A 22,612-nucleotide genomic window follows, 5' to 3' on the forward strand; every position below is an offset into this window, starting at 1 on the left:
AGCAGACGCCGACCGGCGAGCGCCATGCGGCCCGGCGAGCGCAGTGCAGACCGGCGCGCGTGCAGACCCGCGCGCGTGCAGACCCGCGAGCGCGGCGCAGACCCGCGAGCGCGGCGCAGACCCGCGAGCGCGGCGCAGACCCGCGAGCGCGGCGCAGACCCGCGAGCGCGGCGCAGACCCGCGAGCGCGGCGCAGACCCGCGAGCGCGGCGCGGACCGGTCGGTCAGCGGCCGTGGTCGCGGGCGTAGGCGCGGGCCGCGGCCATGCGTTCCACGGTGGTGGGGTGGCTGCCGAACAGGGCCTGCTCCCAGGTGGGCGGGTCCGGGTCGCCGAGGTTGACCAGGGACAGCCTGCCCTGCATCTGCTCGAACCCGGCCGGGTCGCCGGTCAGCTCCAGCGCGTGCTCGTCGGCCCGCGCCTCGATCAATCGGGACACGTACGCCTGCGCCGGCCCCGCCAGCAGCCCGCCCACCGTGGCGATCGCCAGCAGCAGCCCGATGGCCCGCGGTTCGGCGATCGACTCGACCCCGGCCCGGTGCAGCAACCAGGTCCACGCGCCGAGAAGGTACAACCCGACCACGAAGATCGCGGCACCGAGCGCGCCGATGACCGTGCCGATCACCACGTCACCGCGTTTCGCGTGCCCCAGCTCGTGCGCGGCGACCGCGACCACCTCCGACTGCGGGGCCTCGCGCAGCAGCGTGTCGTAGACGACGATGCGCCGGGTCGGGCCGATACCGCTGACGTACGCGTTGAGCGCGGTGGTGCGCCGGGACGCGTCGGCGACGAGCACGTCGCGCACCGGCACCCCGTCGCGCTGGGCAAGTTCCATCAGCTCGGTGCGCAGCGGCCCGTCGGCCATCGGCGTGAACTTGTTGAAGACCGGCTCGACCAGCACCGGGAACACGAAGCTGAGCAGCACCACGAGCGCGGCCGCGCCGACCGCGCCGAACGCCCACCACCAGTTCGGCGCCAGTCTGGTCAGGCCGTAGAAGCCCAGCAGGGCGACCGCGCCGAGCACCGCGCCGACGGCGTACCCCTTGAGCAGGTCGACGGCCCAGCCGGCCCAGTCCTGTGTGGACAGCCCGTAGCGGACGGCGACGGTGTGCCGCCACGCCGCGAACGGCAGCGTGATCAGATCCGCGGTCAGCAGCACCAGCAGCCCGCCGCCGAGCACCTTGGCCAGCCACGGTCCGGGCACCAGCCCCACCAGCCAGGAGCCGAGCGGGGTCAGCCCCAGCACGAGCGCCACCGCCAGCCCGACCAGCATCGCCGGGTACGTGATCCAGCGCAGCTCGCCCCGCAGCTCGCGCGCCTTGGCGACCCGGTCCGCGGGCAGCTCGGCGAGCGCGGCGAGCTGGTCGGCCCGCGGCGCGGGCGGCCGGTGCCACGGCACCAGCACCGCCACGGCCAACGCCGCACATAGGACGACCAACGCCAGCCAGGCCCAACCCCGCACCGTCATCGCCCGATCCTAAGCCCGCCCCCGCCGACGACCCCGACCCCGCGCCTCCCACCGGGGCAGCACCCACTCGGCTTGCTGCAGTTTCGGGGAAACTGCTCGAATCGAAGCCTGCATTCCGGCACTTTCCCCGAAACTGCAGGCCGGGCACGGCCGGACGGACGGACCCGGGTCAGCTGCGGGTGAGGCGGCGGACGAGGGATTCGGAGTTCATGGGGTAGGCGCCGTGGCGGCGTACGCCGTCGGCGACCTCGCGGTCGGAGGAGACCACGACGATGGGGCGGCCCGGCGGTTCGGCGCGGACCAGGCGGCGGATCACCTCGTCGGCGGTCTCGCCCTTGCGGGAGAAGAGCACGCGCACGCCGCGCGGCGGGGCGGGCAGGCCGTGCACCCGCTCGGCCCCGTCGAAGACGACGGTCACCTCGGCCCCGGTCTGCGCGGCCACCCCGCCCATGCCGGTGACGAGCCGGTTGCGCTGCTGCTCCAGGGACATCTCGGCGAAGCCGCGCTTGGTCACGTTGTAGCCGTCGACGACCAGGTGCGCCTTGGGCAGGGCCAGCAGTTGGGCCAGCCGGGCCGGGTCGTCGGCGTCCTGGGCCCGGTTGGTCGCGGTGGGAGCGCCGGCCATGTCGGCGTACGCCGCCGCGACCGTGTCGCCCGGCAGCACCTTCGCCGGGTCCAGGGCAAGCTCGCGGCGCAGCCCCACGGCGGCCTGCCCGATGGTCTCCAGCAGCAGCCACAGCCGCGCCTCGTCGACGGCCCGGGTGTCGCGGGCCGCCTGGCGCGCGTCGCCCGCCGCCGCCTCGGCGTCGGACAGCCTGGCCCGCAACCGGCGCAACTCGGCCTCGTGGTCGCCGTGGCCCTTGGCGGCCCGGCCCTTCTCCACCGAGAGCAGCTCGTTGGCGCGTTTCAACTGGGCCTGCGTGTCGCGCAGCGCCTTGCCGCTCGCGCGGGCCTCCTCGCGCAGCTGGCCCAGCTCGTCGCGTACCCGGGCCAGCTCGTCGCGCAGCTTGTCGGCCTCGACCCGGGCCACGGCCCGGTCGTGTTCGGCGCGGGCGGCCCGCGTCTCGGCGTCGCGGATGTGCTCGGCGACGGCCGTGCTCTCCGCCTCGGCGACGACCGCCTGGCCGGCGGCGTCGAGCAGTTCGCGCCAGCCCTCCGGCCGGGCCAGGTAGGCCAGCGCGGCGACCTCGATCGGGTCGGCGGCGGCCGGCGCCATGCCGCCGAGCACCGCCGTGCCCAGCTCGCCTGCCTCGGCCAGCACCCGGGTGCTGATCCGCTGCCGGAACACCGAGTCGGCGGTGAGCTGCGCCGCGATCGCCGCCCCGCCCAGCCGCGCCCGGCGGTTGGGCGCGAATTTCGCGACCTTGCGTAGCGCGATCGGCATCTCGTCGTTGGGCAGTGCGGTCAGCACCGCCGCGGCCAGGGTGACCACCCGCTGGCGGATGGGCTCGGGCAGGATCGGCTCGGGCACGAAGTCAGCCGCCCCCACCGGGTCCCCGGAGGAGGCATCGAACGAAAGTTCAGCGGCTGACATGGTCCTAGTGTTCCACCGACTTGCCGATCTTGTCGCTCAGGTTCGCGGCTCGGCGTCCTCGCCGACCACCCATGTCGTACCGGACGTTTAGCGTCCCGTCTGTGCCGTCCCCGTCCCAGGTGCCGTCCGCGCGCCCCGCCGCGCCGAGTGACCGATTCGAACAGCCGACCCTCGACGGCATGCTGGCCGATCCACTGCAGCTGGACCTGCGGCACACCACGTTCGTGGTGCTCGACCTGGAGACCACCGGCGGCGCGCCCGACGGCGGCGGCATCACCGAGATCGGCGCGGTCAAGGTCCGCGGCGGCGAGGAGCTGGGCTCCTTCGGCACGCTGATCAACCCCGGAGTGCCGATCCCGCCGTTCATCACCGTGCTGACCGGCATCACCACCGCGATGACGATCGAGGCGCCCCCGATCGAGGCCGTGCTGCCCTCGCTGCTGGAGTTCCTGGCCGGCGCGGTCCTGGTCGCCCACAACGCGCCGTACGACACCGGTTTCCTCAAGGCGGCCTGCGCCGCGCACGGCTACCGGTGGCCCAACCCGCGCGTGGTGGACACGGTCGCGCTGGCCCGCCGGGTGCTGCTGCGCGACGAGGTGCCCAACAACAAGCTGGGCACCCTGGCCGCCTACTTCCGGGTCGGCGACCAGCCCAACCACCGGGCGATGGACGACGCGCGGGCCACCGTCGGGGTGCTGCACGCGCTGATCGCCCGGCTCGGCGGGCACAAGGTGCACACGCTGGGCGACACCATCGAGTTCGTCAAGGCGGTCGCGCCCGTCCAGCGCGCCAAGAAGCACCTGGCCGAGAACCTCCCGCACGCGCCGGGGGTGTATCTGTTCCGGGCCGCCGACGACCGCCCGCTCTACGTGGGCACCTCGAACGACATCGCCACCCGGGTGCGCAGCTACTTCACCGCCGCCGAGCGGCGCGCCCGGATCAAGGAGATGCTCGGCGCGGCAGTGCGGGTGGACGCCGTCGAGTGCGCCCACGCGCTGGAGGCGCAGGTACGCGAGCTGCGGCTGATCGCGGCGCACGCGCCGCCGTACAACCGGCGTTCCAAGCACCCGGAGCGGGTGCAGTGGCTGAAGCTGACCGCGGAGGCCTTCCCCCGGCTGTCCGTGGTCCGGCAGCTGACCGCCGACGGCGCGTCCTACCTGGGGCCGTTCGCCGGGCGGGCCACGGCCCAGGCCGCGGTGGACGCGATCCACGAGGCGCTGCCGCTGCGCCAGTGCACGCCGAAGCTGTCGGCGCGTAAGGCCTCGCCCGCGTGCGCGCTCGCCGAGCTGGGCAAGTGCCCGGCCCCCTGCCAGTTGGCGATCAGCGTCGAGGAGTACGACGCGCAGGCTGCCGCCCCGCTGCGGGCCGCGTTCGACGGCGACCCGGACGCGGTGGTGGACCCGCTGCTGGCCCGCATCCGCAAGCTGTCCGACGCCCAGCGCTACGAGGACGCCGCCGCGGTGCGCGACCGGCTCGCCGCGTTCCTGCGCGCGGCCGTGCGCATGCAGCGCCTGTCCGCCCTCACCTCGATCGAGGAGCTGATCGCGGCCCGGCGCACGGAGCGCAACGCGTGGGAGATCGCCATCGTGCGGCGGGGCCGGCTGGCCGCCGCGGCGACCGCGGAGCCGGGCGTCCATCCGCGACGGACCCTCGACGTGCTGCGGCCGACCGCCGAGACGGTGCTCGCCGCGCCCGGCCCGACGCCCGCGGCCACGCCTGAGGAGACCGAGCGGATCCTGGACTGGCTCGAACGCCCGGAGACCCGCCTGGTGGAGGCCACGTCGGGCTGGGCCTCCCCGGCCCGCGGCGCGGCCCGCTGGAAGATGCTCCTCCAGACGGCACGCTAGCCCCCGCGACGGTACTGTCGGCATGCCCGTTCGGCCATTACTTGACCGAACGCATGAAAGGTCTTGACCATTCGGCCACGACGTTCGTTACTAGGCTATGGAGCGATATCCAGAGATCTCTCGGAAGTGGGCAGTCGTGACGGGGCGTCGGAGCCGCGTACGTGCCACACGGCGCTCCACCTCCACGCGGTGAGGGGGGTGTCCTCAGTGGACGCGGAAGCCGCCACGGTGGCAGCGGGGATTCCGGTAACCGGCCGGGCCGGTGAGAGCATGCTCACCACCCGGCTCCGAGCGATGCTCAGCTGGCCGAACGCGCGGGAGCGGTCCGCCGCGCCCGTCGACCCGGTCACCGCCCTGATCAAGGCGCACCACCAGGTGCATGCCGGCTCCGACGTCGCCCTGCTGCGCCGCGCCTACCTGGTCGCCGAGCGCATGCACCGCGGCCAGATGCGCAAGAGCGGCGATCCTTACATCACGCACCCGCTGGCCGTCGCGGAGATCCTGGCCCACCTCGGCATGGACGGCACCACGCTGGCCGCGGCGCTGCTGCACGACACGGTCGAGGACACCAGCTACACCCTGGCCCAGCTGCGCGCGGACTTCGGCCCGGACGTCGCGCACCTGGTCGACGGGGTCACCAAGTTCGACAAGGCGCACTTCGGCGCCCGCGCGGAGGCCGAGACCATCCGCAAGATGATCGTCGCCGCGGGGCAGGACATCCGGGTGCTCGTCATCAAGCTCGCCGACCGGCTGCACAACATGCAGACCCTCGACGCCCGCTCGGCGGCCTCGCGCGCCCGCATCGCCGGGGCGACCCGCGAGGTGCTGGTGCCGCTGTGCGACCGGCTCGGCATCCAGGCGCTCAAGCGCGAACTCGAGGACAAGGTGCTGCTCTTCCTCGACCCGGAGGAATACGAGCGCATCGACGGCATGGTCTCCAACCGGCCGGACTGGAACGACTACGTGCAGAACCTGGTCACCCTGGGCGGCGGCGCGCTGCGCCGGGAGAAGCTCGACGGCCGGGTGAAGCCGCGCCCGCGGCACTACTACTCCATCTGGAAGGACACCCAGCAGGCGGGCAGCCCGGTGCCGATGGACCTGCCCCGCATCGTGGTGATCCTCGACGGCGACGACCCCGACTGCTACGCCGCCCTGTGCGCGGTGCACCAGCAGTGGAAGCCGATCCCCGGCCGGTTCAAGGACTTCATCGCCGCGCCCAAGAACAACCTCTACCGCTCGCTGCACACCACGGTGCTGGGCCCCGGCGACCAGATGGTCGAGGTGCTGATCCGCACCGAGCAGATGCACCGCGCGGTGGAGTACGGCGTGGTCGCCCCGTTCCGCTACCCGGTCCGCCCGTCGCGGCGCAGCGGGGCGCTGCGGGTCTTCAACGGCCGCACCGCCCCCCGGGAGGTCGCGCCCGCCCCGCGCCAGCACGGCGAGCACGCCTGGCTGCGCCGCGCGCTGGACCTGGAGCAGGCCGCCCCGGACGCGGTGCAGTTCGTCGAGACGCTGCGCTGCGACCTGGCCGAGCAGCAGATCCAGGTCTTCGCCTGGGGACGCCAGCTGCTGCTGCCCGAGGGCGCGAGCCCGGTCGACGTGGCGTACGAGCTGGGCACCCGCACCGGCGACCGCTGTGTCGCGGCGACCGTGAACGGGGTGCTGACCCCGCTCAACGCGACGCTGACCGACGGTGACGTGGTGGACATCCTGGTCAGCCGGGCACGCAACCATCCCGGCCCGCGCCGGGAGTGGCTGGAGTTCGTCAAGGCGCCCAACGCGCGGCTGCGGCTCAGCCGCCGCTTCACCGAGCCCGAGGTCGCCGCGGGCACCGTCAGCGACCGGCTGCAGCTGGGCCGGGCCGCGATCGGGCTGGCCCTGCGCCGCCGGGACCGGGCGCTGGCCGACGAGCAGCGCCTGATCAGCCTCGCCCAGGCGCTGGACTACCCCGACCTCGACACGCTGCTGATCGCCGTCGCCGAACACCGGGTGTCCGCGGACACCATCGTCGACCAGCTCATCGCCAGCGTCGACAACCAGAACGACGCGGCCCGCACGCCCCCGGTGAACGTGGTCGCCCCGCGCCGCGAGGCCGCTGACACGCCACCGCGACGCTCGTCGACTAGCCTGGCAAGGTGAACCGACGCTCGCCGCTGCGCTTGAAACTGGTCTCCTTCGGCTACGGCGTCTTCTACCGGATCCCGCCACGCTGGCGTAACCGGATGGTCAAGCTGGTGACGGCCCGTTACTCGGTCGGCTCGGTGGTGCTCATCTTCGACAGCGAGGCCGCCGGACCCGAGCGCATCCTGCTGCTGCGCCAGCCGCCCGGACGCGGCTGGACGCTGCCCGCCGGGCTGCTGCAACGGCGGGAGGCGCCGATCTCCGGCGCGTGCCGTGAGGCGGCCGAGGAGACCGGCATCCAGCTCACCCTGGACCAGGTCAGCCCGGCGGTGCCGAACGCGGTGGTGCACCACCGCGGGCACTGGGTCGACATGGTCTTCACCGCTCGGGTGCCCGCCGCCCACACCCCGCTCAGCGTCGACGGGGCCGAGGTGTGGGAGGCCCGCTGGCACTCCGTCGACGAGCTGCCCGTGGTGACCCCGGCGACGGCCCGGCTGCTCGGCCACTACGGCATCGGCCCGGAGGCGCACCTGCGCGACACCGTGGACGTGGCGCGGTGAGAGCCCCCGACGACGTCTGCGCCGTGGTGCTGGCGGCCGGCCTGGGCACCCGGCTGCGGCCGCTGACCATGCTGCGACCCAAGGCCCTGGTGCCGGTCGGCAACCAGACCCTGCTGGACCGGACCTTCGACCGGCTGGCCGAGGTCGGGCTGACCGGTCCGGACCGGGTCGCGGTCAACACGCACTGGCTGGCCGGGCAGATCGACGAGCACGTCGACGGCCGGGCCAGGCTGTCCTTCGAGCCCGAGCCGCTGGGCACCGCCGGGGCGCTGGCCAACCTGAACGCCTGGATCGACGGGCGCTCGGTGCTGGTGCTCAACGCCGACGCGTACGTCGTCGCGGACGCCCCCGAGGACCTGGCGGCGCTGCTGCGCGGCTGGGACGGCACGCGGGTACGCATGCACGGCGTCAAGGCAGGGCTGCCCGACCCGTTCGGCGGCCACAACTTCGCGGGGGCTTCGCTGCTGCCCGCCGCCGACGTGGCGGTGCTGCCCGACAAGCCGGGCGAGCTGGTCCGCACCACCTGGCGGCCGGCCGAGCTGTCCGGAAGGCTGGACGTGGTCGCGCTGCCGGGCCGCTACCTGGACTGCGGCACGCCCGCCGACTACCTCGCCGCGAACCTGGACGCCGCCGGCGGCGCCAACCTGTTCGGCGACGACGTGCTCGTCACCGGCGAGGCCCACGGCAGCGTCCTCGGCGACGGCTCCCGCGTCGAGGGCGCCGTCCACGACTGCGTCCTGTGGCCCGGCGCCTACGTCGCCCCCCACGAAACCCTGCACCAGGTCATCCGGGTAGGCCGCGACCTCACCGTCCCCGCGGCATAACATGACCCCGTAACCCCGATACAACGATCATGAACTTATGGCACGGGTCGACGGCGTGTCGTGGCCACAACTTCATGATCGACAGATGCTCGACGCGAGGAGTCTCCGGTGATCACAGCGATCGTTCTCATCGACTGCGCGACCGACGCGATCCCGGAGGTCGCCGAGGAGCTGGCCAACCTGGAGGGCGTCAGCGAGGTGTACTCCGTCGCGGGCGGCGTCGACCTGATCGCCATCATCCGGGTACGCGAGTTCGACCACATCGCGGAGGTCATCGCGGGCGGCATCTCGAAGGTGCCGGGAGTGCTGAACACCGACACGCACATCGCGTTCCGCTCGTACTCGCGCCACGACCTGGAGCAGGCGTTCGCCATCGGCTTCTGAGCGGCGAGGGTGACCCGGTCGAGCGGCCTGCGTCACACTCCGCGGTTCTTACTTGCGAGTAACGTCGCGGTCTAGGCTGCTGCCATGCAGCTCACCGTGGACCGCGGCAGCGACCGGCTCGGCGTACAGCTCCACCCGGCGCAGGCCCCCGACGCGCCCCTGGTCGTCATCTTCCCCGCGATGGGCGTGCCGGCCGGCTACTACACCCGCTTCGCGCACTCCCTCAACGAGGCGGGCCTCGGCGTCGCGGTGGCCGACCTGCGCGGCACCGGCGCCAGCACGCCGGCGCCCAGCCGGCGCAGCCGGTACGGCTACCCCGAGCTCGCCGACGACGTCGCCGCGGTGCTCGACGCGCTGGCCGAACACCGCGCCGGACGGCGCACGGTCCTGCTCGGACACTCCCTCGGCGGGCAGGCCTGCGTGCTGCACCTGGCCCGCGAGGCCGCCCGCGGGGCCGGGCACAGCGTGGACGGGCTGGTCCTGATCGCGGTCGGGCTGCCGTACTGGCGCACCTACCCGCGGCAGCGGCTGGGCGTGCTCGCCATGACGCAGTTCGTCAACGCCGTCTCCGCCGTGCTGCGGGTCTGGCCCGGCTGGGGCTTCGGCGGCCGCCAGGCCCGCGGCCTCATCAAGGACTGGGCTTACACGGCCCGCCACGGCCGGTTCCCCGCCCACCTGGGCGCCGAGCCCGGTCTGTCGCAGGTGGACCTGCCGGTGCTCGCGATCAGCGTCGACGACGACCAGTACACCCCGCCGGAGACCACCGACCACCTCGTCGCAGCCCTGACCGGGGCGAAGGTCCAGCGCGACCACCTCACGACCGCCGACGCGGCCGCTCCCCTGGATCACTTCAAGTGGGTCAAGGCCGGCACCGCGCTCGCGCCCCGTATCACCGGCTGGCTGCCGATCCGCCACTGACCGCCCCCGCGGCCCTCGCTGGGCGCGACCGAGCCGGGCGGGATCCGCACCAAGGTCTTTCGACTTGCCAGGCACCTGGGCGAATGCGGGCTCAAGATACGCACAGGTGCCCGGCAAGTCTGACGATCATGGGGCGGGCCCTCGGGCGGCCGGGGTCTGGATGGCCGGCTGATGCGCGGGACCGCCACCGGGCGGACCGTCAGGCCATGCCGGGGCCGGTCGGCGGACCGTCAGGCCATGCTGGGGCGGACGGCGGACCGTCAGGCCATGCCGGGGGTGGACGGCGGGCCGTCAGGCCGTGATCGGCAGGGTTGCGTAGCCACGGAAGCCGAGGCGGTCGCGGCGGGTCGGGACGCCTGCGGAGCGCAGGTGCGGCAGCCGTTCCAGGAGCAGCGGGAACGCGACCTGCGCCTCCAGCCGGGCCAGCGGTGCGCCGAGGCAGTAGTGCGCGCCCGCGCCGAAGGACAGTGACGGCACAGGCGGCCGGTCCGGCAGGAAGTCTGCCGGGGCGGCGAAGCGGCGCGGGTCCCGGCTCGTCGCGGCGAGCACCACCAGCACCTCCGTGCCCGCGGGCAGCGCCACCCCGGCCAGCTCGGTGTCCTGCCCGGCGTACCGCGAGGTCACCTGCACCGGCGGGTCGAGGCGCAGCATCTCCTCGACGTACGCCTCGGTGAGCGCCGGGTCGTCGCGCAGCCGGGCCAGGTGCTCGGGCCGGTCGAGCAGCATGGCCAGACCGTTGCCGAGCAGGTTGGTGGTCGTCTCGAAGCCCGCCACCAGCAGCAGCACCAGGTGCGCGACGAGCTCCGCCCCGCCGATCCGCCCGGCCGCGCCCGCCGCGAGCAGGTCGCTGATCATGTCGTCGCCGGGTTCGCGCTGCCGCCGCGCTAGCAGGTCGACGAAGTACTCCGACAGCTCCTCGCTCGCGGCGTCGGCGCGGGCCAGCTCCTGCGGGTCGCCGGCGAACACCTCCAGGGCCAGGGTCAGGTCCTGCGCCCGCGGCCGGAACCAGTCCCGGTCGGCGGCGGGCACGCCGAGCAGGGCGCAGATCACCGACACCGGCAGCGGGTACGCCAGCGTGTCCATGAAGTCCACCGGCCCGGCGGCCGCCGCGATGGGCTCGATCAGCTCGTCGGCGAGCGTGGTGACGTCGGCGCGCAGCGCCGCGACGCGCCGGGCGGTGAACGCCGAGCCCGCCAGGCGCCGCAGCCGGGTGTGGTCGGGCGCGTTGCGCCACAGCATGGTGCGGCTCAGCCACTGCCAGGAGCCGACGGTGCGCCAGCCGGGCATCGCCCGGTCCAGCGCGACGGCGTCGGTGACCCGGAACGAGGCGTCCCGCAGCACCTGGTCGGCCTCGGCATGGCCGGTGACGACGGCGAACCCTTCGCCCAGCGGCACCACCGGGCCCGCCGACCGCAGCCGCTCGTAGTGCGGGTACGGATCAGCCCGGCCCTCGGCCGTGGCCAGTGCCTGCATCGCCGCCAGTGCGTTCTGCATCGCCGCTCCCCTGCGCCGCCGCCGTATGGGGGAAGACTACGACGCGGGGGCGACCAGACCGCCGAGCAGCGGCCGCGGACGGCCCGACCTGCTAGTCGTTGGGCGTCAGCGACATCGGCGTGCAGCCCGGCCCGGTGTGGACCGAAGCGCAGCAGGCCGTGGTCCATGCGCCGTTGAAGACGGCGTGCCGGGCGAGGCCGGTGGCGGCGGGCCGGCGTGCGGCCGGGGCGGTCCTGGGGTCGCGCTTGCCCGCGTGCTCTGCCGTGATCATGTACTGCCTCCTGGAACGTCGAATGCGCCACGACTATGCCATGGCCGTGCTCCAAGATCTGTCGCGTGCGTCGTCGGGGCCTGTGTGACAGTGCTTACCGGGATACGGACACGGCGAAGGGCGCCCACCCTCGGGTGAGCGCCCTTCGTCAGGCGAACCGTTGCCAGGTCAGGGCTTGCCGCTCGTGACTTCCTCGCGCGGCTGCTCCTCCTGCTTCGGCGGCGCCGACTGCTCGATCGGCCGGAAGAAGCCGCGGATGGCCGGCCCCAGCGCGCCGAGGCGGTTCATCTTCTTCGGCACCGTCCAGCCCACGTACGGCAGGTCGGTGTGGCCGTGCTCGTCGGGGGCGACCAGCGGCTGGTGCACCTCGACGAACCGGCCGTCCGGCAGCCGCTTGATGATGCCGGTCTCGACGCCGTGGGCGAGCACCTCGCGGTCGTGCTGCTGGAGGCCCAGCGCAAGACGGCGCGCGAAGTAGTACGCCAGCGGCGGCAGGACCAGCAGGCCGATGCGGCCCGCCCAGGTCATCGCGTTCAGGCTGATGTGGAACTTGTCGGCGACGATGTCGTTGCCGCCGGAGATCGTCAGCACCAGGTAGAACGCGCCGGCCATGGCGGCCAGACCGGTGCGGTCCGGCACGTCACGCGGGCGCTGCAGCAGGTTGTGCGACGCGTAGTCCTTCTTCCAGCGCGCCTCGATCCACGGATACGCCATCGGCAGCACCGACAGGATGCCCGGGAGCACCACGGTCGGCCAGAACAGCGGCGGGATGTTGTAACCGAGGAACCTGATGTCCCAGGCGGGCATCAGACGGGTCGAGCCGTCGAGGAACATGACGTACCAGTCGGGCTGGCTGCCCGCGGAGACCACCGCGGCCTCGTACGGGCCGAACAGCCAGATCGGGTTGATCTGGAACAGGCCGCCCATCAGCGCGATGATCGCGAAGACGAGCATGAAGAAGCCGCCCTGCTTGATCGCGTACCGCGGGAACATGCGCTCGCCGACGACGTTCTTGTTGGTGCGGCCCGGACCCGGCCACTGCGTGTGCTTCTGCACGAAGACCAGGCCCACGTGGATGGAGACCAGCGCGAGCAGGATCAGCGGCAGCAGGAACACGTGCAGGATGTACAGGCGGGACAGGATGATCTCGCCGGGGAACTCGCCGCCGAACAGCGACGTGGTCACCCAGGAGCCGATCACCGGGATGGACAGCATGATCGCCGAGGCGATGCGCAGGCCGGTGCCGGACAGCGCGTCGTCGGGCAGCGAGTAGCCGGCGAAGCCCTCGGTGAAGCCCAGCCAGAACATGCTCAGGCCGATGATCCAGTTGATCTCACGCGGCTTGCGGAACGCGCCGGTCATGAAGATCCGGAACATGTGCACCACGATCGCGGCCATGAACAGCAGCGCCGCCCAGTGGTGCATCTGCCGCATGATCAGGCCGCCGCGCACGTCGAACGACAGGTCCAGCGCCGTCTCGTACGCCCGCGACATCTCCACGCCCTGCAACGGCAGGTACGAGCCGTCGTAGTGCACCTCCTGCAGCGAGGGCTCGAAGAACAGCGCGAGGAACGTGCCGGTCAGCAGCAGGATGATGAACGAGAACAGCGCGATCTCGCCGAGCAGGAACGACCAGTGGTCGGGGAACACCTTGTTCAGCACGCCGCGCAGCGGGGTCGCCACGGGCAGCCGGGTGTCCACCTCCTGCGCGGACTTGCCCGGGAGGGCTTTCAGGTCAACCTTGCGACGCTTCATGGTCAGTCCTTCTCCCAGAACGCCGGCCCGACCGGCACCTTGTAGTCGCCGGTCGCCACGAGGAAGCCCTCCTTGTCCACGCTGATGGGCAGCATGGGCAGGGACCGCGTCGCCGGGCCGAAGATCGGCCGGGCGTTGTCGGTGATGAGGAACTGGGACTGGTGGCAGGGGCAGAGCAGGCGGTTGGTCTGCTGCTCGTACAGGCTCGCCGGGCAACCCGCGTGGGTGCAGATCTTCGAGTAGGCCACGAAGCTGCTCCAGGTGCTGCCCTGGTTGATCGTGTAGAGCTGGCCGTTCAGCTTCGCCGCGTCGTCCTCCCGAAGGTGGATCAGCAGCGTCGGCGAGTCGGCGTAGTGGTTGCTGGAGCCGCCCGGGATGTTCGGGAACACCGTGATCTGACCGCCGGTGCTGACCATCTCCGGCCGCACCAGCGTGCCGTCGTCGTGCTGCAGGCGGATGGGGTTGGTCGGCGTGGCGCCCGCCCAACCGGTCTTGAACAGGATGTCCGGGTGGTGCGGGTCCTTGATCAGGGCGCCGATCGGGATGGCCGCGGCGGCCAGGCCCAGCGGGGCCAGGCCCAGCAGCGACCACTTCAGGATCGGACGCCGGCCCAGGCCCATCTCGTCGCCGATGAACTGCAGCGTGGTGCCGGTGAGCTTCTGCTCCTCCGGCGAGGACGGGCCGTCGTGCCGCTCCTGGATCGCGATCTCGTGCGGAAGCAGCTTCTTGCCCCAGGTCAGCACGCCCAGACCGACGCCGACCAGGGCCAGGCCGAGGGTCAGGCCGAGGATCGGGGTGTAGTACTTGCTGGCGTGCGGGCCGAGCTCGTACTCCCACGGCCACCAGATGAAGGCGACCACGAACAGGGTCGACATGATGCCGGTGAGCAGGAAGAAGAAGGCGACGATGCGGGTCATCCGCCGCTCGCCCGCAGAACCCGGGGGGTACTGCGGCTCGTAGTGGACGATCTCCACGCCGTCCCGCCGCGCGCCCTCGCGCACGATGTCGAACCGGGTCAGGTTCGGGTTCGCCACGTCGACGCCCGCGGCGTCGCGCACCTGGGTGTTCGTCTCACTCATGACTTACCTGCAATCCACAGCGCTGCGAAAACCAGTGCCACCACACCCACCAGGAAGATCGCCAGGCCCTCGGTGACCGGGCCGAACCGACCGAGACCCCAGCCACCCGGGTCGCTGTCGGTCTGCAGGCTCTGCACGTAGGCGATGATGTCGAACTTGTCCTGCGGGTCCAGCTCATTGTCGCCGAAGACGGGCATGTTCTGCGGGCCGGTCAGCATCGCTGCGTAGATTTGCCGGTCCGTCGCCAGGTCCAGGCTCGGCGCGTACTTGCCGCTGGAGAGCGCGCCGCCGCCGCCGGAGAAGGCATGGCAGGACGAGCAGTTGATCCGGTACAGCTGGCCACCGCGGGCGATGTTGCCCTTCGACGCGAAGTCCTCGCCCTCCGGGAGCTGCGGGCCGCCGCCCAGCTCCTGGATGAAGGCGCCGAGCTGGCGCGCCTGGTCGTTGGTGAACATCGGGTCCTTGCGCTCCGCCTGGGCCTCCTGGCGGGCGGCCGGCATGCGGCCCGTCTCCACCTGGAACTCCACGGCCGCCGAGCCGACGCCGATCAGGCTCGGACCGCGGCCGGGCACGCCCTGCGCGTTCGCGCCGTGGCAGGAGATGCAGCTCACGTCGTACAGCGCCTTGCCGGCCTCGGCGGCCGGGGTGAGCGGGGCGGCGCCCTGGGCTCCGCCGGGCGCGACGATCGCGTAGATGCCGCCCGCGAAGACCAGCGCGGCGAACATGCGCAGCGCCGAGTTCAGTCGCCGGCGTACTCGGCTGCGCTGCTTGGGCGCGCCCGCCGCCAGGCGTGGGGTGTCTGGTGTCATAGCCGAGCTCACATCCGCTCCAGCAGGTAGATCATGATGAACAGGCCGATCCAGACCACGTCGACGAAGTGCCAGTAGTACGACACGACGATCGCCGAGGTTGCCTGCGCCGGCGTGAACCGGCCCATGGTGGTGCGGATCATGTAGATGATGAAGGCGATCAGGCCGCCTGTCACGTGCAGGCCGTGGAAGCCGGTGGTCAGGTAGAACATCGACCCGTAGCCGTCAGCGTTGATCTTCACACCCTCGCCGACCAGCGTGATGTACTCGTTCACCTGGCCGAGCACGAACGTCAGGCCCATCAGGAACGTGATGGTGAACCAGAGCCGCAGCCCGTACACATCACCCCGCTCCGCGCGCAGCACGCCGATCTGGCAGGTGATGGAAGACAGCACCAGGATCGTCGTGAAGAACAGCGCGTACGGGAGATTGAGCACGTGGGAGTGCTGGATCCACTGGTCGTAGTCCGCGGCGCGGATCGCGAAGAACATCGCGAAAAGCGCGGCGAAGAACATGAGTTCGCTGGAGAGCCACACGATCGTCCCGACGCTGACCATGTTGGGCCTGGTCAGGGAGTGGATCCTGCTCTTGTCGATGGCTGAGGCGGCAGTCACGCGGTCATTATTGCCCCCTACCTGCATCGGCGAGCGTCGGGGTGCCTGGTTGGCGGCGTGTCGTGACCCGGCGGACCGCGTTCGCCGAGCACGGTCTAGCCTCGGGTGGTGCCGCCTGTCGATCATTTCACCGCGCTGACCTCGAACGTTGCGACCTTGACCGCCGAGACTCCCCCGTTCACGGTGGAGACGCTCGTGACCGGGGCGCGGCTCGACTCGTGGCTCGCGGTCGGACTGCTGCTGGCGGGTGCGCTTTATCTCTACGGCACCCACCGGCTGCGGGTGCGCGGCGACCGGTGGCCGATCGGGCGCACCATCGCCTTCCTCGGCCCCGGCCTGGGCACGCTGGCCCTGGTCACGGTGAGCGGCGTCGGCGGCTACGACACCACGCTGCTGTCGGTGCACATGCTGCAGCACATGGCGCTGTCCATGGTCGCGCCGATCTTCCTGGCGCTCGGCGCGCCGGTCACGCTGGCCCTGCGCACCCTGCCCGGCCGTCCGCGCCGCACGCTGCTGGCGGCGCTGCACAGCAAGGTCGCGGCGGTGCTCGCCTTCCCGCTGGTCGCGTTCGGCATCTTCGTGGCCAACCCGTTCGCGCTGTATTTCACCAGCCTGTACGAGCAGACGCTGCGGCACGAGTGGCTGCACGAAGTCATGCACGCGCACTTCATCGCCACCGGCTGCCTGTTCTTCTGGCCCCTGCTGGGCCGCGACCCGCTGCCGGGACGCTGGCCGTATCCGGCCCGCGCGCTGCTGATGCTGTTGAGTGTCCCGTTTCACACCGTGCTCGGGCTCACCATCATGCAGCAGAAGACCCTCCTCGGCGGCGACTGGTATCCGTCGCTGAACCTGTCCTGGATGGACCCCTGGGCCGACCAGGTCACCGCGGGCGGGGTGCTGTGGGCGGGCGGCGAGCTCGTCTCGGTCACCATGCTCGCGGTCCTCGTCGTCCAGTGGATCAAGCAGTCCCGCCAGGAGGCCGCCCGCATCGACCGCCAGCTCGACCGCGAGGAGGCCGCGCAGGCCGCCGTCGACGCCGCCGCAGCGGCCGGGTCGGCGCAGGTGGACGCGGACGGCGCACCGCACGACCACGAGATCACTTCACCGCTTAGGATGAGCGCATGAGTACCAAGACCGTCCTGCTCTACAGCGACGACCCGCAGGTCCGCGACCGGATGCGACTGGCCATCGGCGAGCACCCGGCACCCGACCTCGAGGTCGAGTTCGTCGAGGCGTCCACCTACGGCGAGTGCGTCAAGCTGGTGGACGACTACGAGATCGACCTGCTGGTGCTGGACGGCGAGGCGACCCCGGGCGGTGGCCTGGGCGTGGCGCGTCAGCTCAAGGACGAGATCGACGAGTGCCCGCCCTGCTGCGTCGTCATCGCCCGCTCGGCCGACCGCTGGCTGGCGGCGTACGCCCGCGTCGACGCGACGCTGGTGCACCCGCTCGACCCGTTCGAGACCGCGAAGGTCATCTCCACCCTGCTCCGCGACGACTCCCCCGTGGCCGCCTGACCCGAGCACAGCCGCCACGCCCTTCACCCCTGGAGGCCCGATGGGCGACCGGAACACCTGGCCCCACCTGCTCGGCGCGCTGCTGCGCCGGGAGGAGCTCACGCCGGACGACACGGCCTGGGCCATGGGCGAGATCATGTCGGGCGTGGCGACACCGGCGCAGATCGCCGGCTTCGCGCTGCTGCTGCGGGCCAAGGGCGAGACCGCCGGTGAGGTGTCCGGCCTGGTCGCGACGATGCTGTCCAACGCGGCCCCGCTGCCGCAGACCGACGAGCAGCGCGCGGCCACCCTGGACGTGGTCGGCACCGGCGGCGACCAGGCGCACACCGTCAACATCTCGACGATGTCCGCCATCGTGGCCGCCGGGGCCGGAGCCCGGGTGGTCAAGCACGGCAACCGCGCCGCCTCCTCGTCCTGCGGCACCGCCGACGTGCTGGAGTTCCTCGGCATCCCGCTGGACCTGAGCCCGGCGCAGGTGGCCGCGGTCGCCGAGGAAGCCGGTATCACGTTCTGCTTCGCCGCGACGTTCCACCAGGGCCTGCGCCACGCCGGCGGGGTACGCCGCGAGCTGGGCGTGCCCACCGCTTTCAACTTCCTCGGCCCGCTGACCAATCCCGCCCGGCCCCGGGCCGGCGCGATCGGCTGCGCCGACACCCGGATGGCCGGCGTCATGGCGCAGGTGTTCGCCGACCGCGGTGACACGGTCCTGGTGCTGTGCGGCGAGGACGGCCTGGACGAGTTCACCACCGCCGCCCCCACACGCGTCTGGGTGGCTCGTGGCGGGCAGGTGACCCCGCTGCGCATCGACTCCGCCGATCTCGGCGTGGCCCGTTCCGCCGCCGGCGACCTGCGCGGCGGGGACGTGTCGCTCAACGCCGAGGTGGTGCGCCGCCTGCTCGGCGGGGAGACCGGCGCGGTGCGCGACGCCGTGCTGGTCAACACCGCCGCCGGGCTGACCGCCCACGACTGGGCGGCCAAGGGCGCGGGCCCCGCCGACCCGGACGCCCTCGTCGAGGAGCTGACCGACGCGCTGCACGCGAACATGCGCCGCGCCGCCGAAGCGATCGACTCCGGCGCGGCGTCTGCCGTCCTGGAGCGCTGGATCACCGCCGCGGCCGCCGCGAAGTACGCCGAGTAGCGCGACGACATACGAATGAAACCGGCCCCCTCCGATGCGGAGGGGGCCGGTTTCATTTGCTTCAGGGAATCAGTGCTCCGCGGTGCGCCGGGTGCCGGTGTAGTACTCGAACAGCATCGCCGAGGTGGACAGCAGCACGCACAGGATGCCGAGGGCGATCAGCCACCACATCCAGAACACCAGGCCGAGCGAGGCGATCAGCGCCGACAGCGCGATGCCGAACGGCCAGTAGCTGCCCGGGCTGAAGAAGCCCAGCTCACCGGCACCGTCGGCGATCTCCGCGTCGAGCCGGTCCTCCGGGCGCGGGTCGATGCGGCGCGAGACGAACCAGAAGTAGCCGCCGCACATCGAGCACAGCAGGAACGACAGCACCAGTGCGACGGTGCCGATCCACTCGATGCCGCCCAGGGACAGGTTCGTCCACCAGCCGTAGACGATCGCGGCGACGATCAGGAATCCCGCGACGCCGATGAAAAGGCGGTATTCGGTCTTCATGTCTCCAGCCTCAGTTCGCGGTGCGCAGGGTCGGGAACGGCGTCGTCGTCGTGGCGTAGGGGTTCTCACCGATCGCCGTCAGCGCCTCGGGAGTGCTCTTGCCCGACTTCAGTGCCGCCACGAACTGGTCGTACTTCTCCGGCGTCACGGCCCGCAGCTCGAAGTTCATCATCGAGTGGTACGTGCCGCACAGCTCGGCGCACCGGCCGACGTAGCTGCCCGTCTCGATGACGTTCACTTCGAACTGGTTGATCACGTTGCCGGGGAACACGTCCCGCTTGAACAGCAGCTCCGGCACCCAGAACGAGTGGATGACGTCGTTGCTGTGCTCGATGAAACGCACCGTCTTGCCGGTGGGGATGACCACGACCGGGATGTAGTTGCTGTCACCGGGCGTGCTCTCCACCTTCGCGGCGTCGACGCCAGGGCCGGAGAGGTAGTTGAACTGCCAGTTCCACTTGAACGCGACGACCTCGACGGTGGCGTCCGGGTTCTTGGTCAGCTTGTTCACATCGGTCTGCACGACGGCGGTGTAGTAGAACAGCACCGCGATCACCAGGAACGGCAGCACCGTGTAGAGGATCTCGATCGGCAGGTTGAACCGCGTCTGCGTGGGCAGGTCCGCGTCACCGCGCTTGCGGCGGTAGGCCGCCACGCACCAGAAGATCAGACCCCACACGAAGACGCCGACCGCGAGCGCCGCGACGACCGAGCCGACCCACAGGTCGTACATCCGCTCGGACTGCTCGGTGATGCCGCCCTCGGGCCAGCCGAATCCGTCGAATGCAGCACCGATGTTGTTGATGCTGCATCCGGCGAGCAGCGTCACCAGGACCACCGACATCGCGCTCAAGCCGACGGCTCGCCTGCGGGCTCGTGTTGCGACCACCTGCTCCTGCCTCCCTTAGCAGCGCCACCTTCGGACGCACCGGTGAGGGGCGTGACCGACGGTCGCAGAGTACTTCACCCCGGGGCCCCGGCCGGGCCTGGGGTCGGCCCGGTGATCCGGCGTGTCCGCGGGAACGTGGAGACGGCGACGAGTGCGTCACCGCTAGATCACGATACCGTCGAGGGGTGGGAGATCCCCGGCAGGCCGGTCCAATCGATCAGGGCGAGAACGTCCGCGGCGCGTATTTCGATGCGGCGACCGCGACGCCGCTGCACCCGGCCGCCCGCGAGGCGCTGCTCGGCGCGCTCGAAGACGGCTGGGCCGACCCCGGCAAGCTCTACACCCAGGCCCGCCGGGCGCGACTGCTGCTCGACGCGGCGCGCGCCACGTTCGCGCAGGTCCTGGGCGTACGCCCGGACGAAGTGGCCTTCACCAGCAGCGGCAGCACCGCGGCGCACGCCGCCGTCCTGGGTGGACTGGCCGGCCGCCGCCGCGCCGGGTCGACGCTGGTCCGCTCGGCGATCGAGCACTCGGCCGTGCTGCACGCCGGCGAACGGCACGTGCGCGACGGCGGCGCCGAGGCCGAGGTGCCGGTGGACCTGGTCGGCCGGATCGACCTCGACGCCTGGGCGCGGGAGGTGTCCGCGCCCGGCGTGGCGCTCGCCGCACTGATCAGCGCGAGTCACGAGGTCGGCACGGTGCAGCCCGTGGCCGCGGCCGCAGCGGCGTGCCGCGAGGCCGGCGTGCCGCTTTACGTCGACGCGGCGCAGTCACTGGGCCGCGCGCCGGTGCCGGACGGCTGGTCGCTGCTGACCGGCTCGGCCCGCAAATGGGGCGGCCCGCCCGGGGTGGGCCTGCTGGTGCTGCGCAAGGGCACCCGCTGGGTGTCGCCCTATCCCGCCGACGACCGGGAGTCCGGCCGCTTCCCCGGCGCGCCCGACCTGCCCGCGATCCTCGCCGCGGCGGCGTCGCTGCACGCCGTGCACGAGACCGCGGCACAGGAATCAAATCGACTGTCCGCCCTGGTAGACCACGTACGCGCCACCGTCGCGGCGACCGTGCCCGACGTCGAGATCGTGGGCGACCCGGCCGACCGGCTGCCGCACATCGTCACCTTCTCCTGCCTGTACGTCGACGGCGAGGCGCTGCTCACCGCCCTGGACCGGCGCGGCTTCGCGGTGTCGTCCGGCTCGGCCTGCACGTCCTCGACGCTGCGGCCCAGCCATGTGCTGGCCGCCATGGGCGTGCTGACGCACGGCAACATCCGGCTGTCGCTGCACCACGACAGCACCGCCGAGCAGGTGGACCGGTTCCTGGCCGAGCTGCCCGGCATCGTCGCGGCGCTGCGGGCGGAGGTGGGCATGTGAACCCGGACACCCCGGTCGACGTGTTGAACTGCCTGGGCCAGCGCTGCCCCCTGCCGGTCATCGCCCTCGCGAAGCACCTGCCGACGGTGCCCGTCGGCGCGGTCGTCCGGGTGCTCGCCGACGACCCCGCCGCCGCCGTGGACATCCCGGCCTGGTGCCGCATGCGCGCCCAGCAGTACCTCGGCGCGGCCTCCGCCGACGGCTCCCCCGCCTTCGACGTCCGCCGCCTCACCTGACCCCCCGCCCGCGCCGCCCCGCCCCACCCGCGCCGCGCCGCGCCGCGCCGCGCCGCGACTAAAATAGACGTTGGCCTATCTGGATGAAAAATCTGCGATCAGACTCATCCAGATAGGCCAACGTCTATGTAAAACCGGGAGCGACGCCCGGCGGGTCAGTTCAGGTGGGGGCGGATGTCGGCGGCGGCCTCGTCGCCGTAGGACTCGGCCAGGCGCTTGAGGAAATTGTCCGGCTCGACGTCGTACTCCTGGGTGCCGACGGTCTCCAGCACCAGCGTGGCCAGCAGCGACCCGACCTGCGCCGCCCGCTCCAGGCCAAGCCCCCACGACAGCGCGGCGAAGAACCCGCCCCGGAAGCCGTCGCCGACACCCGTCGGGTCGTACACCTGGATCTCGCGGGCGACCGGCACGTGGATCGGCGCGAAGCCGCGGCCGGTGATCCGGACGCCGTTCTTGCCCAGCGTGGTGACCCGCACCTTGACCCGGTCCAGCACCTCGTCCGAGGTCAGGCCGGTCTTCTGCTCCAGCAGCGAGTTCTCGTACTCGTTGGTGAGCAGGTACTCCGCGCCGTCGATCAGCTTGAGCACGTCGTCGCCGCCCATCCGGGCCAGCTGCTGCGACGGGTCCGCGGCGAACGCGTACCCGCGGTCGCGGCACTCCTGGGAGTGGCGCACCATCGCCACCGGGTCGTTCGCGCCGACGATGACCAGGTCGAGGCCGTCGAGGCGGTGGTGCACCGGGGACAGCTCGATGTTGCGGGCCTCGCTCATGGCGCCGGCGTAGAACGAGGCGACCTGGCACAGGTCCTCGTCGGTCGTGCAGACGAAACGGGCGGTGTGCGCCACCTCACTGACGTGCACCGAGTCACAGTCGACGCCGTGGCGCTCCAGCCACGAGCGGTAGTCGGCGAAGTCCGCGCCGACCGCGCCGACCAGCACCGGCCGCAGGCCGAGCTTGGCCATGCCGAAGGCCATGTTCGCCGCCACGCCGCCACGCCGGATCACGAGGTCGTCGACCAGGAACGACAGTGAGACCTTGTCCAGCTGGTCGGCGATGAGCTGGTCCGCGAAGCGGCCCGGGAAGTGCATCAGGTGATCCGTGGCGATCGATCCGGTAACGCAGATCTTCATGGTTGACCTTCAGGTCGGCGAAAGATGGGCGCGGAAAGCGTACCGGTTGACGCACATACGACAGCGGCACTCCGGCGTGGCCGGAGTGCCGCTTGTGTCGTCGCCCACACCGGGGCGGCGGGTGAAGCTCAGGTGGGTCGGTCACCGGTCAGTGACTGTGCCTAC

At 72.0% G+C, this 22,612-nt stretch carries 22 protein-coding genes; 11 read left to right on the forward strand and 11 right to left on the reverse strand.

Annotation, left to right across the window (positions count from 1 at the left end; translation table 11 throughout):
- Positions 1 to 223: 223 nt before the first annotated feature.
- Together F6W97_RS26335 and F6W97_RS26340 are read right to left on the reverse strand one after the other, a co-directional pair.
- Positions 224 to 1,465, reverse strand: coding sequence for a M48 family metallopeptidase (locus F6W97_RS26335; protein ID WP_155373206.1), 1,242 nt, complete (start codon positions 1,463 to 1,465; stop codon positions 224 to 226).
- Between the two features lie 169 nt (positions 1,466 to 1,634).
- A complete protein-coding gene (locus tag F6W97_RS26340; RefSeq protein WP_155373207.1) occupies positions 1,635 to 2,999 on the reverse strand; it encodes an NYN domain-containing protein in 1,365 nt (454 codons plus the stop codon).
- Positions 3,000 to 3,118: 119 nt separating this feature from the next.
- Here F6W97_RS26340 and F6W97_RS26345 point away from each other — a divergent pair, with 119 nt between their 5' ends.
- The 6 genes from F6W97_RS26345 to F6W97_RS26370 all read left to right on the forward strand — a co-directional run bounded on the left by F6W97_RS26345 (position 3,119) and on the right by F6W97_RS26370 (position 9,653).
- A complete protein-coding gene (locus F6W97_RS26345; RefSeq protein WP_407924612.1) occupies positions 3,119 to 4,846 on the forward strand; it encodes a DEDD exonuclease domain-containing protein in 1,728 nt (575 codons plus the stop codon).
- A 198-nt stretch (positions 4,847 to 5,044) separates the two neighbouring features.
- Positions 5,045 to 6,985, forward strand: a complete 1,941-nt coding sequence (locus tag F6W97_RS26350) for a RelA/SpoT family protein (protein ID WP_407924609.1) — start codon at positions 5,045 to 5,047, stop codon at positions 6,983 to 6,985.
- Positions 6,982 to 7,527: an NUDIX hydrolase gene (locus tag F6W97_RS26355; RefSeq protein WP_155373209.1), complete on the forward strand. Its 546-nt coding sequence runs from the start codon at positions 6,982 to 6,984 to the stop codon at positions 7,525 to 7,527. The genes F6W97_RS26350 and F6W97_RS26355 overlap by 4 nt, the downstream gene beginning before the upstream one ends.
- Entirely contained in the window at positions 7,524 to 8,351 is an 828-nt protein-coding gene (locus F6W97_RS26360; protein ID WP_155373210.1) for a nucleotidyltransferase family protein, read from the forward strand. The genes F6W97_RS26355 and F6W97_RS26360 overlap by 4 nt, the downstream gene beginning before the upstream one ends.
- A gap of 108 nt (positions 8,352 to 8,459) precedes the next feature.
- Positions 8,460 to 8,735: an Lrp/AsnC family transcriptional regulator gene (locus F6W97_RS26365; RefSeq protein ID WP_144121539.1), complete on the forward strand. Its 276-nt coding sequence runs from the start codon at positions 8,460 to 8,462 to the stop codon at positions 8,733 to 8,735.
- Positions 8,736 to 8,819: 84 nt separating this feature from the next.
- Positions 8,820 to 9,653 (forward strand): alpha/beta hydrolase family protein, encoded by an 834-nt coding sequence (locus F6W97_RS26370; protein WP_155373211.1) that lies wholly within the window; start codon positions 8,820 to 8,822, stop codon positions 9,651 to 9,653.
- A gap of 291 nt (positions 9,654 to 9,944) precedes the next feature.
- Here the strand turns inward: F6W97_RS26370 and F6W97_RS26375 are convergent, their stop codons facing one another.
- The 6 genes from F6W97_RS26375 to ctaE all read right to left on the reverse strand — a co-directional run bounded on the left by F6W97_RS26375 (position 9,945) and on the right by ctaE (position 15,675).
- On the reverse strand, positions 9,945 to 11,147 hold the full coding sequence (locus tag F6W97_RS26375; protein WP_230687004.1) for a cytochrome P450: 1,203 nt from the start codon (positions 11,145 to 11,147) through the stop codon (positions 9,945 to 9,947).
- Between the two features lie 91 nt (positions 11,148 to 11,238).
- Entirely contained in the window at positions 11,239 to 11,418 is a 180-nt protein-coding gene (locus F6W97_RS26380; protein ID WP_155373212.1) for a hypothetical protein, read from the reverse strand.
- Between the two features lie 168 nt (positions 11,419 to 11,586).
- Positions 11,587 to 13,173 carry a cytochrome bc1 complex cytochrome b subunit gene (gene qcrB, locus F6W97_RS26385; RefSeq protein ID WP_155373213.1) on the reverse strand — a complete coding sequence of 529 codons (1,587 nt, stop codon included), beginning with the start codon at positions 13,171 to 13,173 and terminating at the stop codon, positions 11,587 to 11,589.
- Between the two features lie 2 nt (positions 13,174 to 13,175).
- A complete protein-coding gene (gene qcrA, locus F6W97_RS26390; protein WP_155373214.1) occupies positions 13,176 to 14,252 on the reverse strand; it encodes a cytochrome bc1 complex Rieske iron-sulfur subunit in 1,077 nt (358 codons plus the stop codon).
- Positions 14,249 to 15,061: a cytochrome bc1 complex diheme cytochrome c subunit gene (qcrC, locus tag F6W97_RS26395; protein ID WP_155373215.1), complete on the reverse strand. Its 813-nt coding sequence runs from the start codon at positions 15,059 to 15,061 to the stop codon at positions 14,249 to 14,251. Before qcrC ends, qcrA begins: the two co-directional genes overlap by 4 nt.
- 8 nt (positions 15,062 to 15,069) lie before the next feature.
- A complete protein-coding gene (gene ctaE, locus F6W97_RS26400; RefSeq protein ID WP_155373216.1) occupies positions 15,070 to 15,675 on the reverse strand; it encodes an aa3-type cytochrome oxidase subunit III in 606 nt (201 codons plus the stop codon).
- A 108-nt stretch (positions 15,676 to 15,783) separates the two neighbouring features.
- Between ctaE and F6W97_RS26405 the strand changes: the two genes are divergently transcribed.
- The 3 genes from F6W97_RS26405 to trpD are packed head-to-tail and all read left to right on the forward strand — an operon-like array spanning position 15,784 to position 18,330.
- Complete coding sequence (locus tag F6W97_RS26405) at positions 15,784 to 16,800, forward strand: cytochrome c oxidase assembly protein (RefSeq protein ID WP_155373217.1); 1,017 nt, start codon at positions 15,784 to 15,786, stop codon at positions 16,798 to 16,800.
- Positions 16,797 to 17,192 (forward strand): response regulator, encoded by a 396-nt coding sequence (locus F6W97_RS26410; protein ID WP_155373218.1) that lies wholly within the window; start codon positions 16,797 to 16,799, stop codon positions 17,190 to 17,192. Before F6W97_RS26405 ends, F6W97_RS26410 begins: the two co-directional genes overlap by 4 nt.
- Positions 17,193 to 17,232: 40 nt before the next feature.
- Positions 17,233 to 18,330 (forward strand): anthranilate phosphoribosyltransferase, encoded by a 1,098-nt coding sequence (gene trpD, locus F6W97_RS26415; protein WP_155373219.1) that lies wholly within the window; start codon positions 17,233 to 17,235, stop codon positions 18,328 to 18,330.
- 69 nt (positions 18,331 to 18,399) lie between these two features.
- Here trpD and F6W97_RS26420 read toward each other — a convergent pair whose 3' ends face one another.
- Positions 18,400 to 18,825 (reverse strand): cytochrome c oxidase subunit 4, encoded by a 426-nt coding sequence (locus F6W97_RS26420; RefSeq protein ID WP_155373220.1) that lies wholly within the window; start codon positions 18,823 to 18,825, stop codon positions 18,400 to 18,402.
- 10 nt (positions 18,826 to 18,835) lie between these two features.
- Positions 18,836 to 19,669, reverse strand: a complete 834-nt coding sequence (gene ctaC / locus F6W97_RS26425; protein ID WP_155373515.1) for an aa3-type cytochrome oxidase subunit II — start codon at positions 19,667 to 19,669, stop codon at positions 18,836 to 18,838.
- A gap of 230 nt (positions 19,670 to 19,899) precedes the next feature.
- Here ctaC and F6W97_RS26430 point away from each other — a divergent pair, with 230 nt between their 5' ends.
- Together F6W97_RS26430 and F6W97_RS26435 are read left to right on the forward strand one after the other, a co-directional pair.
- Complete coding sequence (locus tag F6W97_RS26430; RefSeq protein WP_230687005.1) at positions 19,900 to 21,081, forward strand: cysteine desulfurase family protein; 1,182 nt, start codon at positions 19,900 to 19,902, stop codon at positions 21,079 to 21,081.
- A complete protein-coding gene (locus F6W97_RS26435) occupies positions 21,078 to 21,317 on the forward strand; it encodes a sulfurtransferase TusA family protein (protein WP_155373221.1) in 240 nt (79 codons plus the stop codon). The genes F6W97_RS26430 and F6W97_RS26435 overlap by 4 nt, the downstream gene beginning before the upstream one ends.
- Positions 21,318 to 21,472: 155 nt before the next feature.
- Here the strand turns inward: F6W97_RS26435 and F6W97_RS26440 are convergent, their stop codons facing one another.
- Positions 21,473 to 22,447, reverse strand: coding sequence for a carbohydrate kinase family protein (locus F6W97_RS26440; protein WP_155373222.1), 975 nt, complete (start codon positions 22,445 to 22,447; stop codon positions 21,473 to 21,475).
- Between the last annotated feature and the right edge of the window lie 165 nt (positions 22,448 to 22,612).

It is taken from the genome of Catellatospora vulcania, from assembly GCF_009720385.1.
GTDB classification, from domain to species: Bacteria; Actinomycetota; Actinomycetes; order Mycobacteriales; family Micromonosporaceae; genus Catellatospora; species Catellatospora vulcania.